12 protein-coding genes and 1 riboswitch are annotated in these 15,881 nt (G+C 70.3%); of the genes, 1 reads left to right on the forward strand and 11 read right to left on the reverse strand.

Annotated elements, in window-relative coordinates; translation table 11 throughout:
* Positions 1-145: 145 nt before the first annotated feature.
* The 8 genes from tenA to P3X83_RS07615 all read right to left on the reverse strand — a co-directional run bounded on the left by tenA (position 146) and on the right by P3X83_RS07615 (position 9,644).
* The gene (gene tenA, locus P3X83_RS07580; protein ID WP_277304156.1) at positions 146-844 is read right to left on the reverse strand and encodes a thiaminase II; all 699 of its coding nucleotides are present in this window, start codon (positions 842-844) and stop codon (positions 146-148) included.
* Positions 835-932, reverse strand: a riboswitch (TPP riboswitch). It overlaps the preceding gene by 10 nt.
* Before the next feature lie 290 nt (positions 933-1,222).
* Positions 1,223-2,116: a DUF6492 family protein gene (locus P3X83_RS07585; protein ID WP_277304157.1), complete on the reverse strand. Its 894-nt coding sequence runs from the start codon at positions 2,114-2,116 to the stop codon at positions 1,223-1,225.
* 213 nt (positions 2,117-2,329) lie between these two features.
* Complete coding sequence (locus P3X83_RS07590) at positions 2,330-2,800, reverse strand: hypothetical protein (RefSeq protein ID WP_277304158.1); 471 nt, start codon at positions 2,798-2,800, stop codon at positions 2,330-2,332.
* A complete protein-coding gene (locus tag P3X83_RS07595) occupies positions 2,797-3,552 on the reverse strand; it encodes an ABC transporter ATP-binding protein (protein WP_277304159.1) in 756 nt (251 codons plus the stop codon). The genes P3X83_RS07590 and P3X83_RS07595 overlap by 4 nt, the downstream gene beginning before the upstream one ends.
* Positions 3,528-4,379, reverse strand: coding sequence for an ABC transporter permease (locus P3X83_RS07600; protein WP_277304160.1), 852 nt, complete (start codon positions 4,377-4,379; stop codon positions 3,528-3,530). The genes P3X83_RS07595 and P3X83_RS07600 overlap by 25 nt, the downstream gene beginning before the upstream one ends.
* Before the next feature lie 4 nt (positions 4,380-4,383).
* Positions 4,384-5,457 (reverse strand): ABC transporter substrate-binding protein, encoded by a 1,074-nt coding sequence (locus P3X83_RS07605; protein WP_277304161.1) that lies wholly within the window; start codon positions 5,455-5,457, stop codon positions 4,384-4,386.
* 268 nt (positions 5,458-5,725) lie between these two features.
* Complete coding sequence (locus tag P3X83_RS07610) at positions 5,726-8,614, reverse strand: helix-turn-helix transcriptional regulator (RefSeq protein WP_277304162.1); 2,889 nt, start codon at positions 8,612-8,614, stop codon at positions 5,726-5,728.
* Between the two features lie 58 nt (positions 8,615-8,672).
* Positions 8,673-9,644, reverse strand: a complete 972-nt coding sequence (locus P3X83_RS07615; protein WP_277304163.1) for a magnesium transporter CorA family protein — start codon at positions 9,642-9,644, stop codon at positions 8,673-8,675.
* A gap of 146 nt (positions 9,645-9,790) precedes the next feature.
* On the opposite strand from P3X83_RS07615, the gene P3X83_RS07620 reads away from it, so the two are divergent.
* Positions 9,791-12,025, forward strand: coding sequence for an Orn/Lys/Arg decarboxylase N-terminal domain-containing protein (locus P3X83_RS07620; RefSeq protein ID WP_277304164.1), 2,235 nt, complete (start codon positions 9,791-9,793; stop codon positions 12,023-12,025).
* Between the two features lie 12 nt (positions 12,026-12,037).
* Here P3X83_RS07620 and P3X83_RS07625 read toward each other — a convergent pair whose 3' ends face one another.
* The 3 genes from P3X83_RS07625 to P3X83_RS07635 all read right to left on the reverse strand — a co-directional run bounded on the left by P3X83_RS07625 (position 12,038) and on the right by P3X83_RS07635 (position 15,684).
* Entirely contained in the window at positions 12,038-12,337 is a 300-nt protein-coding gene (locus P3X83_RS07625; protein WP_277304165.1) for a hypothetical protein, read from the reverse strand.
* Between the two features lie 831 nt (positions 12,338-13,168).
* Positions 13,169-13,510 carry an Lsr2 family protein gene (locus tag P3X83_RS07630; protein ID WP_277304166.1) on the reverse strand — a complete coding sequence of 114 codons (342 nt, stop codon included), beginning with the start codon at positions 13,508-13,510 and terminating at the stop codon, positions 13,169-13,171.
* 1,496 nt (positions 13,511-15,006) lie between these two features.
* Positions 15,007-15,684 carry a 4'-phosphopantetheinyl transferase superfamily protein gene (locus P3X83_RS07635; protein ID WP_277304167.1) on the reverse strand — a complete coding sequence of 226 codons (678 nt, stop codon included), beginning with the start codon at positions 15,682-15,684 and terminating at the stop codon, positions 15,007-15,009.
* Between the last annotated feature and the right edge of the window lie 197 nt (positions 15,685-15,881).

A 15,881-nucleotide genomic window follows, 5' to 3' on the forward strand; every position in this document is an offset into this window, starting at 1 on the left:
AAGTATCCGAACGGTTACGCTCCGCAAACAATCTTGGCATGCGGTCGTGCTCGCGCCGGGTATCGACAGAGTTCGGGCGTGTGGGCTTCGCTAGGAGGCGGCGTTCCTCAGGGGTTCGCCGGGGGGGGGTTCGCCAGGGGGCTCGTCAGGGGGTGAGCCAGCCGGCGGTGGGCCAGGTCTCCTTGCGCCAGGCGCTGTCCCAGAACATCCACTCGTACTCTGCGGCGCGGACGTACGCGCTGGTCATCTCCACACGGGTCGCCGCGCCGGCGGTCTCCGCGAGCCGGTCGGCGATGTCCCTGGCCTGCCTGACCGACTCGGCGAACCCGGGGGCGGCGTAGGTGGAGATCCATGCGCGGTACGGGTGGTCTCTGACGCCCGCCGTCCGCGCGAGGAGCGCGGTGCCGACGTCCTGATAGATCCAGAAGCACGGCAGCACCGCCGCGGCCAGCACCGGGTACGGCGCGGCCAGCGCCGCCGCCTGGAGGAAGGACGAGTACCCGAGGCAGGTCGGGGAGGTCTCGATGGCCGCCAGGTCCTCCTCGGTCAGCCCATAGTCCTTGACGTAGCCTGCGTGCAGCGCGCTCTCCGCCTCCAGGGCGGTGTGCGCGCTCAGGGCGTAGAAGGCGGCGTCGCCCGGGTCGTCCGCCCGCGCCGAGGCGGTGGCCAGCACTTTGGAGTACGCCCGCAGATATCGGGCGTCCTGCACGATGTAGAAGGAGAACCGGTCGCGGTCGAGCGTGCCGTCGCCGAGCGCGGTGTTGAACGGGTGGTCGTGTACGGCGCGGACGAGCCGCGCGGTGCGGTCCCAGACCTCGTCACAGAACGTGCGACGCTCACTCAAGGTGACGTCCCTTCGCTAGTCCGAACTAGAGCAGGTTCTTCGGGTGTGATCTCAGCCCGGAACAATTCGGGCACCCCGCGTCGCGGTCACCATAGCAGACGGGCTCCGGGCGTCCGGGTGGTGGGAGCCGGTCAGGAATTCCCGTTTTTCGGGCATCGTTCACAGACCTAAACCGAGGGGGCCCGAAGAAGGGGCTCGAAACGAAAACAAAACAAAGTTCGTTTCGGGGGAGGCGCGGGAAACGTTTTCCGCCCTTGCCGGAGAGGGGCGCCACGCGGCCGGGCGATGCGGCGCCCGGGGCAGCGGGGGCGCGGGAGGCGCCGCGCGGACGGCCCGCGTAGGGAGCCGCGGGCCGGGGTCGGGCCCGCGGAGTCAGGCTCAGGCCCCGGCCACCTGGTCACAGCGCTCTACGGCCGCCAGGCGCACGTCCCACGGGGTCTTGGACTTGGCCGAGATCATCATCCCGATGGCGGAGGGGTTCAGCCGCTCGGCGAACGCGAGGGCGGCGGCCAGGTCGAGCGGGGTGCGGTCCCAGCGGTTGTGGCAGATCGAGGTGTTGGACGGCGGGCGCTCGGCGGTCGCGCCGACGATCTCGTCCACGTAGACGCCGTAAAGGATGAACTCCGATATGTGGAGCTGGGCGTTGAAGGCGTCCATCCACGGCCGCCCGGTCACCTCCGTGATGCGCTGCTGCATCGCCCGCACGACGGCCGGGTCCCAGAAGTTGAGCGAGCTGACGTAGTCGTCCAGCGGCAACTCGGTGACGGGAGGCAGGCCAAGAAGGTCGCGGGCCACCTGGTGCCAGCGGACGTGCCGTTCCATTCCGGCGTGCACGCCGTCGGCGACCCGGTAAAGGCACAGTTTTCCGTCGGAGGTGAAACTCTTCACGTCGGTCGGCCGGACCAGTACGACGTCGGAGTCGAGTAGCAGCACCACGTCGGCGTCCACGATTCCGGCCGCCGCGATTTTCAGCGCCTGCTGGATGACCCACCCGCGGACAGGCGGCCACGGCCTGCGCAGGTTCACCCACAGTCCGGTACCAGGAATGCGTGCGTAGCGCCCTGAAAGGAGTTCCGGCTCGGTCCAGATTCGGCATCTGGGACTTTCGAATCGGCTGAAGACCGTCTTGTCGGCGGTCGGCACTATGACGTGGTGAACGGTGTCGTCTGAGGTGTGGCGGAGCACGGACCGGTGGAGTTCGGTGAAAAGCTCCGAGTCCGGTCCGTAGCTCGGCGTGATGACGGCTAATTTACTCACGGTGACACGCTCCATCCCTTGCCCGAGGATCCGAATAACCCCCGAATCACTGCCGCCACTCCTTCTACCGCCTGCGAGAGTTTTCGGCAATGGCCTTCTTGGAACGTGACACCCTTTTGCGCTTCCCGCGCGGTTTTCAGGCCTTCGCGGAGTACCGGCTGGGCGGACGATCGAGCCCGTAGTGCTCACGGAGAGTGCTGCCTGAGCGAGTATTCCGGGGCAGCACCTTCACCTGGTCGGGGTCGCGGCCCTCGGCCTTGACCCTGGACTTGATGTCGGCGTAGAAGTCGCGGGCGTCGCCGAGGGTCTGGTGCGCGGTGAAGATCGCCTCGGCGTACGCGGCGGCGAAGGACCTGCCGTCCTGGGAGGACCGGCCTGCACGTATACCGGGCGGCCCTGCGGGCCGCGCGGGGTGTTCAGCGGGCCGCGCACGCGTAGCCGCTCGCCCTCGTGGTCGATGGGATGGATCTTCTCGGTGTCGGCGAAGACACCGCTCGCCGGATCGATGACCAGCGCGCCGTCCGCGAGGAAGATCGCGTCCAGCTTCGCCGCCTCCGCCCGGCGGGCCAGCTCCTGGTAATAGGTGATGTCGAGAACGCGTCGCGGCGCGGAGCCGGAATACCGCCACGCCGCCTCGTGGTGGCCGCCCGGATAGATGAAGAGGTTCAGGTTCAACCGGCGGCCGGCCGGGGCGCTCATGCCTTGTCCGCTTTCGTGTCCGTTTCCGTCGTCACGCCCAGCGCGGCCAGCAACGCGGACCGGATCTCGGCGAACCTCGGGTCGGCGGAGTCCCTCGGCTGGTCGATGTCGATGTCCCGCTCGGCCGCGATCCGCCCCTCGGCGAGCACCAGCACCCGGTCGGCGAGCACGATCGCCTCGTCCACGTCGTGGGTGACCAGCAGGACGGCGGGCCGGTGCCGGTCGCACAGGCGGCGCAGCAGCTCGTGCATCCGGATCCTGGTGAGCGCGTCGAGCGCCCCGAACGGCTCGTCGGCCAGCAGCAGCTCCGGCTCGCGGACCAGCGATCTGGCCAGCGCCACGCGCTGCTGCTCCCCGCCGGAGAGCTGGTTCGGCCAGGCCGGCTCGCGACCGGCCAGCCCTACCTCGCTCAGGCTGGCCATGCCGTGCTCGGCCTGGTCGCCGGGCAGCCCGAGGGTCACGTTGGCGAGCACCCGCTGCCAGGGCAGCAGGCGCGCGTCCTGGAAGACCACCGAGACCTTGGCAGGCACGCTCACCCGGCCCTCGCCGTCCACGTCCTGGTCGAGCCCGGCCAGGGCGCGCAGCAGGGTGCTCTTGCCCGAGCCGCTCTGCCCGAGCAGCGCGACGAACTCGCCGGGGGCGATGTCGAGGTCGAGATCGTGCAACACGGTGCGCTCGCCGTAGACCCGCCGCAGGCCGGAGACCCGTACGGCAGGCGCGAGCGCCGTCACCCCGCCAGCGTACGTCGCCACTGCAGGGCCCTCCTTTCCACGAGCCGGACGGTGGCGTCGGAGAACAGGCCGAGCAGCCCGTACAGGACGATGCCGACGATGATGATGTCGGTCTGCCCGTACGTGCGCGCCAGGTCCATCATGTAGCCGATGCCACTGGTGGAGTTGATCAGTTCGGCCACCACGAGGTGCAGCCACGAGACGGTGACCGCGAACCTCATGCCGAGCAGGAAGCCGGGCAGCGCGCCCGGCAGCACGACCTGCCGGATGAACGCCGCGCGCCCCAGCCCGACCGTGGAGGCCAGCTCCACGTAGCGGCTGTCGATGGCGCGCAGCCCGTTGTGGGTGTGCACGTAGATCGGTACCAGCACGCCGAGCGCGATCACGGAGACCTTCATGACCTCGCCGATGCCGAGCCAGAGGATCAGCAGCGGCATCAGCGCCAGCGCGGGGATCGCCCGCTTGATCTGGACGGGGCCGTCGATCAGCGCCTCGCCGAACCTGCTGAGGCCGGACAGCAGGGCGAGGAGCACGCCGCCGGGCACGCCGATGGCCAGGCCCAGGGCGACCCGCTGGACCGAGGCCAGCAGGTTCTCCTGGAGCCGGCCGCTCTCGATCAGCTCGGCGGTGGTGGTGACGACGGTCCAGGGGGCCGACAGGGTGCGGGGGTCCAGCAGGCCGGTGGCCGATCCGGCGCTCCAGAGCGCCAGCAGGGCCAGCGGGCCGATGAGGAAGCCGAACTTGATGCGGGGGCCGGGGCCGAGCCGTCGTCCGGCCGTCCGGCGGTGGGGCGCCGGTCGCGCGGCGGCCGGGGCGGGCTGGGTGGTGGTGATCAGCGAGGTGGCCATCGGATCAGGCCCCTTCCTTCAGCGCGTCCGCGCCCACCGGCTGGTAGCGCGGGTCGTAGAGATCCTTCGCGTTCAGCACCTTGTTGCCGGTGTCGGCGGCGAGCAGTTCGATCGTCTCCTGGTGGCGGGCGATGGCCTCGGTCCAGTCGGCCGGGATCTCCGGCTCTCCGGCCTGCTTGACCAGGTAGCGGCCGTCGGCCGGGGTGAGGCCCTGATCCTTGACGTAGTAGCCCGCGACCCACTCCTCGGGGTGCTCATAGATCCAGCGCTGGGCCTTCGCCCAGGCCGCGACGTACTCCCGGATGGCCGCGGCCTTGCCGGGGTCGTGCAGGGTCTCGGTCCGGACGTACAGGTGCGAGGGGTCGTCCCGGATGCCGTGCGGGATCGTCGTCGCGCCCTCCCTGCCGAACTTGGCGACGTAGTGCTTGATGTAGACGCCGCCGAGCGGGGCCGCGTCCACCTGCTTGCTGGCGAGCGCGTTGGGGTAGACATCGCCGGTGCTCGGCAGTTCCACCAGCGTGACGTCGTTCTTGGTCAGGCCCGCCTTCCGCAGCACCCGCAGCACCAGCGCGCCCTGCGCCTGGCCGGGGCTGTACGCGATCCGCTTGCCGCGCAGGTCGGTGAGGGCCTTGATGCCCGAGCCCGGCGCGACGCCGATCTCGTAGGTGGGGTGCGCGATCGGGTCCTTGCGGAACTTGGATGCGACGATCTTGACCGGCAGGCCGGTCCAGGTCGCGTGGATGGCCGGGATCTCCGCGACTGCCCCGATGTCGAGCGCGTCGGCGCGGAACGCCTCGGTGGTCTTCGGGCCGCCGCTGATGTTGGCCCACTCGATGGGGAAGGAGAACTTGTCGATCTGCCCGGAGAGCTGGAAGGCCACCTTGCCGACGGGGTCGCCGACGATCAGCTTGGTCCCCTGCGGGACCACGGTTGGCAGCGGGGCGTCCGCGGCGAGCCCGGCGGCGGCCTGCCCGGCCTGGCCGGTCGCGCCGCACCCGGCCACGGCGAGCGTGGCCAGTACGGCTAGGGCCACGGCGGCGAGTCGTCCGCCCCGGGGTCTGGTGGGAGTTGCAGGCATGCGTCATCGCCCTTCGACACACGGATGAACAGGTGGAGAGAGGTCCGGGCACGTCGTCGCGCCCGGCGGACAGGGCCGGAGATCGCTAACGCGGGTGACATTGGGCGCTGGCGACGTGGCAGTTGTCGACGTGCGCGCGACGGGTCAAGCGGATGCCTTGACTCATGTCGTTCACGCTAGGCGCGGCCCGATCTTAAGTCAACATTTCCTACTTGATTTCCATGAAATCTTCCGTGTCCGTAATGACAGAAGGACGCGGTGTGAGCGGTCAGCCGAAAAGCCGCAGCCGGTGGGCGGTCGCGGCGGCCTCGCCACGGGAGGAGACGCCGAGCTTGCCGAGGATGTTGGACACGTGCACGCTGACGGTCTTCACCGAGATGAACAGCTCCCCGGCCAGCTCGCGGTTGCTCATCCCGCCTGCCAGCAGGCGCAGCACCTCCAGCTCGCGGGGCGTCAGGCCGAGCCGGTCGTCCGCCGCGCGGGCCGGGTCGCCGTTCGCCACGCCGACCCGCCGCGCCAGGCGGTCGATCTCCTCGGCCATGGGGAGCGCGCGCAGCTCGCGGGCCAGCTCGGCGGCACGGGCCAGCCGGGCCGCAGCGCCGTCCCGGTCCCCGGCGGCGGCGACCCCTTCGGCGGCACGGACGAGCGCCCCGGCCAACGGGTACGGCTCACCCGTCGCCTCCCACCCCGCCACCGCGGCCTCCCACGCCTCCCGATCATCCGGCGCCGCCTCGGCGTCGACCTCGGCCCGCCGGGCCGCGAAGTACGGCCCATGGGCGGGCAGCTCCCGCGCGATCTCGACCAGAGCGCCCCGCACCTGCCCGGCCCGCTCCCGGGACGGCGGGCGGTCCGCCAGGCCGCAGGCGCGCATCCCGGCCACCAGCAGCGGCCACAGGTACCACGGGTTGGCCGTCGGGCCGAAGCGGGCGAGGGCGGCCTCGGTCTCGTCGAGGGCGCCGCTCGGATCGTCCTCGGCGCCCCGCCACCTGATGAGCAACTGGGCGTGCTCGGCCGCGCCGAACCTGCTCAGCCGCGCCGCCAGCTTCCTGGCCGCCGCGACGAGCCCGGCCGCCACCTGCCGTTCCCCCCTGGCCAGCGCCACCTCGGCCCGATAGGCCAGCAGCGACCCGCGCTGCGGCGGGCTGGGGTTCAGCGTCATGGTCTGCTCGTAGGTGGCGATCATGTCGTCCCAGCGGCCGAGCCGGAACTCCGCCTCGATCTGGTTGAGCGCGATGTACACGCCCCCCGGCCGTGCGTGCCCCAGCCGCCGCGCCAGTGCCACCCCCTCCCGCGCCGTCTCCACCGCCTCCCCGTGACGCGCCTGGAGGATCTGCGCGGCGGACAGGTTGACGAACGCCCGCACCAGCCTGCGGGCCGACCCGCCGCGTTCGGCGGTGCTGCGCGACCCTTCGAGCGCGACATGGGCGGCGGGCAGGTCGCCGGCGAGCGCCGCGGCCAGCCCGCTGGTGGTGAGCGCGTCCGACTCGGCGGAGGCGTCGCCGAGCGTGCGGGCCAGCGCGACCGCCTCCTCGATCATCGCCCGGCCCTGCTCGTTCTCGCCGGTCTCCAGCAGCTCGCCGCCGAGGATGGCGAGCACCGAAGCCCGCACCGGCCCCGGCTCCCGCGCGATGCGCTCGGCGGCCAGCAGGTCGTCCGTCCCGCCCGGCGTTCCGCTGGTGGCGCGCAGGCGGGCCCGCTCCAGATAGGCCAGGGCGGTGCGCTCCGGCTCGGCCGCAGGGTCGAGGGCGGACAGCGCGGCGGTGATCAGCCGCAGCCCCCGGTCGGACTCGCCGCAGGTGTGCGCGCACTCAGCGGCGAGTTCCAGCACGGCGGTGTGGTCGGCGCCGATTCGCGCGGCGGCGTCCGGCACGCGTTCCCACAGTTCCAGGACCAGTTCGAGCATCTGGAACCGCTCGCCGTACGACAGCGCGGCGGCGGCTTCGGCGGCGGCGTCCCAGGCCGCCGCCAGCGCGCGTTCGTTGTCGTGCGCCGCCGCCCAGTGCGCGGCCAGTTCCGCGTTCGGCCGCGCGCTCTCGCTCAGCTCCGGCGAGCGGGTCAGGGCCTCGGCGTAACGGCGGTGCAGCGCCGTCCGCTCGCCGGGCAGCAGGTCGCCGCGCACCGCCTCGCGGATCAGCGCGTGCCGGAAGGCGTAGCCGCGCTCGTCGGGGATGAGCACGTTGGCGGCGACGGCGGGCCGTACGGTCTCCGACAGCGCGTCGTCGTCCAGGCCGGTGGTCTCGGCCAGCAGGGCGTGCCCGACCCGGTCCCCGGCCACGGTCGCCACGAGCAGTGCCCGCTGGGTCCCGTCGGGCAGCCGCTGGACGCTCGCCATCAGCAGGTCGCGCAGCGACTCCGGCAGGTCTCCGGCGGCCGTGCCGTCCGTGCCGAGGACGGCCTCGACGAACAGCGGGATGCCCTCGCTGCGGCTGTGCACCAGCTCCACCAGCGCGGGGTCGGCGGGCCGTCCGAGAATGCCGCCGAGCTGGGTGGCGACCTCCTCCCGGCTCAGCCGGGGCAGGTCCAGCCGGGTCACGATCGGCAGGCGGGACAGCTCGGCCAGCAGCGGGCGCAGCGGGTGGCGGCGGTGCAGGTCGTCGGCGCGGTAGGTGACCACCAGCAGCACGGACGCGCGGCGCAGGTTGCGGGTCAGGAAGGTGAGCAGGTCCCTGGTGGAGTGGTCGGCCCAGTGCGCGTCCTCGACCACGAGGACGGCGGGCCGTCCGGCGGCCAGCCGTTCCAGCAGCGCGAGCACCTGCTCGAACAGCCGCATGTGCGCGAGGTCGGGATCGGCGTCCGGGGCCGGGGCGCCCAGCTCGGGCAGCAGCCGCGCCAGGTCTCCCGCCGCCTCGGGCGGCACCAGCGCGGCGACCTCGGCGGGGTCCCCGTCGGAGACCAGCTCGCGCAGCGCGGCGGTGAACGGCGCGTACGGCAGGCCCGCCGAGCTGAGCTCCAGGCAGCCGCCCACGAGCACCCGCGCCCCGGCCTCCCGGGCGCGCTGGGCGAACTCGCCGATCAGCCGGGTCTTGCCCACCCCCGCCTCGCCCCCCGCCAGGACCACCCGGGGCGTGCCGGCGCGGACCTGGCCGAGCGCGTCGAGGAGCGCGTTCAGCTCATGCTCGCGCCCGGCGAAGACGGGGCTGACGGCTTGTCGGGTCACAAGCCCAAGAATGTCACCAAATTGCGTACTTTTGCGTTAGGTGCAGCCTCTGTGCTGACTACAGCCAGTCTCTCCGCTTGAAGGCCTTGTACAGCACCAGTCCCGTACCGATCAGTACGAGCGTGGACATCCAGAACCCCCACGGCTCGTCCGACCCGGGGTAGGGCACGTTCTGACCATAGAACCCGGTGATCAGCGTCGGCACCGCGATGATCGCGGCCCAGCCCGTCACCCGCTTCATGATGTCGTTGAGCCGGTAGCCCTGGAGCGTCAGGTGCGTCTCGCGGATGTTGCCGACCAGCTCGCGCAGCGACTCGGTCCACTCGCCCACCCGCAGCACGTGATCGTGGACGTCCTGGTAGTAGGGCGCCATCTCCGGTCCCACGATGCGCAGGTCGCAGCGGATCACGCCGCCGATCACCTCCCGCATCGGGATGATCATGCGGCGCAGCGTCACCAGGTTCTTGCGCAGGTCGAACGTACGGCGCTGCAGCTCGTGCCGGTCGGCGACGGGCGTCTCCACGAAGAGCTGGTCCTCCAGATCTTCGACCTCCTCGTCCAGCCGCTCGACGACGGCGAAGTGGCCGTCCACGACGTAGTCGAGCAGCCCGTGCAGCAGGAAGGCGACGCCGTGCCCGGCCCGCTCGACGGTGGCGTCCCAGCGCCTGGCCACCTGGTCGATGTCGAAGTGGTCGTTCTCGCGGACGGTGACCAGCGCGTTCTTGGTGACGAAGATGGAGATCTCGACCAGTTCGAGCTGGCCGTTCGGGATCAGCGTGCCGTACGTGGTCAGGAACAGGTGGCTCGCGTAGGTGTCGATCTTCGGTCGCTGATGCTCGGACAGCACGTCCTCGACGGCCAGCTCGTGCAGCCCCAGTTCCTCGCGGATGATGTGGAGCTCGGCGGGCTCCGGCGCGCAGAGGTCGAACCACACGACGGCCGACGGGTCGGCGAGATGCTCGGACACGTCGGCCACGGGGAACCCCTGGGCCGCCAGCGCGCCGTCGCGATAGAGCCGGGTGTGCGACATATCCGTCAACGATAGTCCCGCCCGGTGAACGTCCCCCCGGTACTCGGCCAGTTTCATAAATCGTGATGATGTGGACACTGTGCGTGATGGAGTCCTGGTGCGGGTACGACGGGGCCGATGTTCCCCCCGCCCCCTGGAGCGCCCCCATGCAGCCGACCGTTCTCGCCGCCGTCACCGAACGCCCCGACGCCGACACCGCGCTCGCCGAACAGCTCCGCCGGGTCCGCGCGGCCATGGAGGGCCTGGGCCTCGCGGTGCGCTGGACCCACCGGACCGAGGACGCGCTGGCCGTCATCGGATCCGACGCCTCACTCGCGGCGGTGCTGGCGGCCTGGGACGCGCCGGAGGCGGACAGCGTGCTCGGCGCGGTCGCCGGACGGTTCCGCGGCCTGCCCGTGTTCCTGATGAGCGACGAGCAGGAACTGCCGCTGTGGGTCTACGAGGTCATCCAGGGATACGTGTTCCCGCTGGAGGACACCCCCGACTTCATCGCGGGCCGGATCGCCCACGCGGCCGAGCACTACTCCGAGCGCATCCTCCCGCCGTTCTTCGCCGCGCTGCGCAGGCTTGAGGACCACCACCGGTACTCCTGGCACACCCCGGCCCACGCCGGAGGGGTCGCCTTCCTGAAATCCCCGGTGGGGCGCGCCTTCTTCGACTTCTACGGCGAGCGGCTGCTGCGCACCGACCTGTCCATCTCCGTCCCCGAACTCGGCTCGCCGCTCGACCACACCGGGCCGATCGGCGAGGCCGAGCGCAACGCCGCCCGCGTGTTCGGCGCCGACCGCACCTTCTTCGTGGTGAACGGCAACTCCACGGCCAACCGCATCGTCGGGCACCACGCGGTGGCCCGCGACGACACGGTGCTAGTGGACCGGAACTGCCACAAGTCGGTCCAGCACGCGCTGACCGTCAGCGGCGCGCGGCCGGTGTACCTGGTGCCCGAGCGCAACGGGCTCGGACTGGCCGGGCCGATCCCGCCCGCCGTCCTCGCACCGGACGCCGTGCGCCGGCGGCTGACCGGCCATCCGCTCGCCGAGGGCGAACCGGCCCTGGCGGTGATCACCAACTCGACCTACGACGGCGTGTGCCACGACGCCGTCCGGGTCGCCGAGTTGCTCGGGGCCACCGCGCCACGGATCCACTTCGACGAGGCGTGGTTCGCCTACGCCCGCTTCAACCCGCTCTACGCCCGCAGATACGCCATGGCGATCGACGAGGACAGCCTGCCGGGGCCCGGCCGTCCCACCGTGTTCGCCACGCAGTCCACCCACAAGCTGCTCGCGGCGCTGTCCCAGGCGGCGATGCTGCACGTCCGTCCCGCCGAGCGGGCCCCCGTCGACTACGACAGGTTCAACGAGACCTACCTGATGCACGCCTCCACCTCGCCGCTCTACCCGATGATCGCCTCGCTCGACGTCGCGGCGGCGATGATGGACGGTCCCTCCGGGCCGTTCCTGACCGGCGAGGCGATCGTCGAGGCGGTGCGGTTCCGGCAGGCGATGGCCCGGCTGGCCGCGCGGGTCCGCGACGACGGCCGCCGCCCCGGCTGGTTCTTCGGCGTCTGGCAGCCGCCCCAGATCACCGATCCGCGCACCGGCCGCGCCACCGCGTTCGCGGACGCCGACCCCGCCGTGCTGTCCGCCGAGCCCGCCTGCTGGACCCTTGAGCCCGGCGCCGCCTGGCACGGCTTCACCGGCCTCACCGACGGATACGCCCTGCTCGACCCGATCAAGGTGACCATCACCTGCCCGGGCGCCGACGCCGTCCGGGGCGCCCTCGACTGGGGCATCCCCGCCCGGATCGTCGCCGCCTACCTGGAACGGCGCGGGATCGTGGTGGAGAAGACCGGCGACCACACGCTGCTCGTGCTGTTCTCGATGGGCATCACCAAGGGCAAGTGGGGCACCCTGATCGACGCGCTCACCGACTTCAAGAACGCCTACGACGACGGCCTGGCGCTGGCCGAACCGCTCCCCGGCTTCGGCCCGCCCGGCGTCACGCTGCGCGACCACTGCGCCCGGGCCCACCGGCGGCTCCGCGATTCCGGCGTGGGAGCCCTGCTCGACGAGATCTTCACGACCCTGCCCGAGCCGGTCATGACCCCCGCCGACGCCTACCAGGCGCTGATCCGCGCCCGCACCGAACGCGTCCCGCTGCGCGACCTGCCTGGCCGGATCGCCGCCGCCACGGTCGTCGTCACCCCACCGGGCATCCCGATGCTGATGCCCGGCGAGTCCACCGGCCCGGCGGGCGGCCCGCTGATGGCGTACCTGCGGGCCCTGGAGGAGTTCGACCTGTCGTTCCCGGAGATGGCGACCGACATCCACGGCGTCCACCGCGACTCCTCCGGCCGCTACCAGGTGGAGGTCATGCTCTAGTTCTCGCGCTTCTCAGCGCGGCTCGTCCATCGGGGCGCGGACGGCCAGCGTCCCGGTGGCCGCCAGGATGACGGCGCTGAGCGCGAACACGCCGAGCACGCTGGTGACCCCCGCGGCGGCCGGGAGGACCACCTGGCCGAGCCGGTTCCCGGTCAGCCGCAGGGCCAGGGCGGTGCCGCGCTCGCCGGGGCGGGCCCGGCCCGCCACCCACGACAGGGTGAGCGGCTGGCCGAGGCCCAGGACGAACCCCATCACCGCGATCACCGGTATGGAGGCGGGCAGGCCGCAGAAGGGGAGCGCGGCCAGCGTCACGGCGGCGGTGAACGTGCTGACCAGCAGGACCGCGGCGCCTGCCGTACCGGATGACGTGCCCGTCCATGATCAGCCTGCTGGCCATGGTGGTGCAAGCCCGCAGCGCCAGGAGCCAGCCCACCGCGACCACGCCCACGTTCCGCTCCTGGCCCCAGGCGGGCAGGTAGGCCACCACGAGATCGACCGTGGTGATCGTCGCGAGGCTGGTCATGACGGACGGTCGCCAGGGTCGCCCTGGTGACTTCGCGGAGGTTCGCCGCTTCGCGACGAACCGTCGAGATACGAGGCGCGGACGCCCGTTTCCGAAAGGCGCCTCGGCCGGCGGCACCTACCTCGCCGGTCCCACTGGAACATCATGCGCGGCGGGTGACAATACCGCCGCCCATACGGAAAGAACACATCAAGGATTCAGGAACTGCTATACATCTTTATATCGTGGACCTTTTGTGGCGCAACGTTCCGCGCATCACCCACAGTGGGTGATCTTCCCGGGAGGAGACCTGCCGAGGGATACCCTATCGGGCCCCGTGTCCGCGAGTGGGCGTCTCCAGGTCAAAAGCCACATCGGGTATAGGCTTTGTTCGCGTGCCCGCCCCGGACAAGCAGAAACCCCCTCCGGTGGGGGAGGGGGTAACCGCTACGTTCTGTTCACCATCGCCGCCCCGGCATCGCCATTACGCTGCCAGGACGGTGTCTTCCAGTGGAGTCGCGGCGTTCGTGCCGAACGCTTTCAACCAGACGCTGCCGGCCGCCCGGTCGCCGGAGCCCGGCGAATCCGCAGGTCCACGGTGAGCGCCGTGGAGCGGCCAGGTAGATCTTGGCGGAAGGCGGTCAGTGTGCCGCTTCGTACTGCTCGACCACGTTGGAGGCGATACGCCCCCGCTCGCTCACCGAGAGTCCGTGCTGCTTGGCCCACTCCCGGATCTCCTTGGACCTCTGCCGGGTCAGCGCGGGAGTGAGGACGCCGCTACCCTTGACCTTGCGCCCCACACGCTCGCGCCGTACCGGCCGCGCCGCGTTGATATAAGGGGCCAGAGCCTTGCGCAGGGTTTCCTCGTTCCGCTCCGACAGGTCGATCTCGTACTCGTCGCCGTCGAGGCCGAACTTTGTCGTACTAGTGGCCTCGCCACCGTCGAGGTCGTCGATGAAGATCTCTTTAATCTGCTTAGCCATGACTACTAACTCCACGGATGTCTGTCTGGTGTCGCGGGTACTATAGCACCCTTGCGATCTGTTGCTCGTTTTTTTGCTCACAGTTGCGCGTGCGACGGTTCCGGTAGGGCCGCGATCCCCTATAGAAGGGTCTCACCCATGCTACGGAACTGTCGATAGAACTGCTTGTCCGATACCGTGCCATTCTGCTCGCGAGCTAATGTGGGAGGTCTTCGTCACAGTTTCGCGCCATTGCGGTCTCACTTGAACGCCGTTCCCCTGTCAACCCCCCACCCCCAACATCACCCATCCATCACCCCCACCCACTCCCTGACCACCCATCTAGCCCCCACCTCGCCCCGCCTCCCGATGGCCACCCACCCTCCCCCTCACCCACTCCACACCGTCGCTTCCGGGCCGCATGGGCCACCTCGCGCTTGGATCAATGAACCTGCGGCAGGACACGGCGAGATTGAGTGGCATTCACCAGAACCCCTGCGGATCGCTCCGTTACGACGAAGGTCTCTATACCCCCACCCGGTATTATGGCGCTCTCCCGTTGTTGTGAACCGATCGGCGGACCCAAGGGGCAGTCCACCGGTGCGCCAGAGGGCCTGCTGCCAGGCGGCCTTCTCGCCGACCCGGCGGAAAGGCGACTGTCGTCCCACTGCCCGCACAAGAGGGGCTTCCACAGCGCTCGTGATCTTCGGCTGGTCACGGGACGCCAGCACGGTCGGCCATCTGGCACCCGCAGGTGTAGAGCACAGCATCGTCATCACAACCCAGGGCGGGTGTTCCGCCGTCGAGGGCATAGCGGTTAAGGACGATACGTTCACGCAGGTCACACCACTCAGCGTCAGCCTCAGTAGAGCCACTGGCACTTGGGTACTGGCGAGCCGACCGAAGCACAGGCCGGCCAAGACGCAGAGACTTCCGCAGTCGTGATACCTCTGGCCACGGTGCCCTCAAAGGTGGGCACGCCCCAGTACTTGACGTCCTCCCACGGCTGGAGCCGACAGGATTCCAACTCTCGCAGGCTGATCCTCCTACTTCACCGGCGACCGCCCACAGCACCCGTAGGTACGCGACCTGGACTTACGTAGCCTCCTCCGGCTTCGCATCCCGCCTGCCCGGCGGTAGGTCCGTCCAGATCAGCTCGGTCATCGCCCGCCCCTTCGAACACTAGAAGGTTCACCGGCAGGGGGCCGAGAGACGAAAAACGCGAGGTCACCGCCCAAGCGGCTGGACTGATCATCCGCAGCCACGTGTGCCTGCCGTCGGTATCCATGCGATCAAGCCGGTGGCGCTGGCGGCGGGCGGGAGTTCGGGGGAGGTGTGGGGGAAAGTTGGAGCCGTCGCGTGGGGGGATCACGCGACGGCTCCTGGGGGTTGGCGCAGGGAATGGTCGTGGCGAGAAAGGTGGTTCTCGGCGTCGTTCGAGACTTTTATCGCCGTCATTTCCAATTTCAGGCTAGAACGTTTCCGATGTCGCCTCGACCCCTAAGCGCCCTTACCGTTCACGCCGTCGCGAGAAGTGCGGGGGCAGGTACGACGATCGCCGTGAGAATGAGGTCGTTGCGTACCAGCCAGCGTCCGGTGAAACCGGTCAGTTTTCCGGTGGAAAGGCGTGGGCCGGCGACCAGTAAGCGGGCCGTGAAGGTGCCGCGGGCCGGGTCTATGGTCACGTGGGCGTCTTCGAAGTCGAGCCAGCGCTTGGCGATCGGGAACCACGCCTTGTAGACGGACTCCTTGGCGCTGAAGAGCATGCGGTCCCAGTGGATGTCGGGGCGGGCCGTCGTGAGCCTGCGCAGGGAGTCGCGCTCTTCGGGCAGGGAGATGGCGGTGAGCACGCCGTTCGCCAGCCCGTCGTTGGGTTCGGCGTCGATGCCCACGGTCATGACCTTGGCGGAGGCGCCGAGGACGGCGGCCCGGTATCCGGCGCAGTGGGTGATGCTGCCGACCACGCCTTGCGGCCACTGTGGTTCGCCGCGCAGGCCGGGCAGGATGGGGACCACGGGCCTGCCCAGTTTCCGTAGGGCGCTGCGCGCGCACACCCGCGCCGTGGTGAATTCCTTGCGCCGTTTGTCGACGGCCTGCAGGATCACCTCTTCCTCCTGCGGGAACAGCTTCGCGTCCGGAGGGTCCTCGAATACGTCGGTGGCGACGACGTAATCCGGAAGAATGGCCTCGATCACGATGCCCCTCCTTCCAGGAGTAATCTCCTACGGCACTGCGGTGAATCGTCCGCGCGGACCACTTCTGCGTTGGCGACGAGGTGTCCGCTTTGCTCGGTGGTCATATGAGGAGGGTATCCGCGGGGCCGATCCGCAGGAATGCGCGGGTCGATTTTCTCGGGGCGGGCGGCTGGTCGGACGGGGCTGGGAAGGGGGTC

This window comes from Spongiactinospora sp. TRM90649 (assembly GCF_029382225.1).
Classification (GTDB): domain Bacteria; phylum Actinomycetota; class Actinomycetes; order Streptosporangiales; family Streptosporangiaceae; genus Spongiactinospora.

Bases quoted from the DNA above. Each gene is read 5' to 3' on its own strand.
- P3X83_RS07585 (WP_277304157.1), bottom strand. From the start codon at position 2,116: ATGGAGCGTGTCACCGTGAGTAAATTAGCCGTCATCACGCCGAGCTAC.
- P3X83_RS07590 (WP_277304158.1), bottom strand. From the start codon at position 2,800: ATGAGCGCCCCGGCCGGCCGCCGGTTGAACCTGAACCTCTTCATCTAT.
- P3X83_RS07600 (WP_277304160.1), bottom strand. From the start codon at position 4,379: ATGGCCACCTCGCTGATCACCACCACCCAGCCCGCCCCGGCCGCCGCG.
- P3X83_RS07605 (WP_277304161.1), bottom strand. From the start codon at position 5,457: ATGCCTGCAACTCCCACCAGACCCCGGGGCGGACGACTCGCCGCCGTG.
- P3X83_RS07615 (WP_277304163.1), bottom strand. From the start codon at position 9,644: ATGTCGCACACCCGGCTCTATCGCGACGGCGCGCTGGCGGCCCAGGGG.
- P3X83_RS07620 (WP_277304164.1), top strand. From the start codon at position 9,791: ATGCAGCCGACCGTTCTCGCCGCCGTCACCGAACGCCCCGACGCCGAC.
- P3X83_RS07630 (WP_277304166.1), bottom strand. From the start codon at position 13,510: ATGGCTAAGCAGATTAAAGAGATCTTCATCGACGACCTCGACGGTGGC.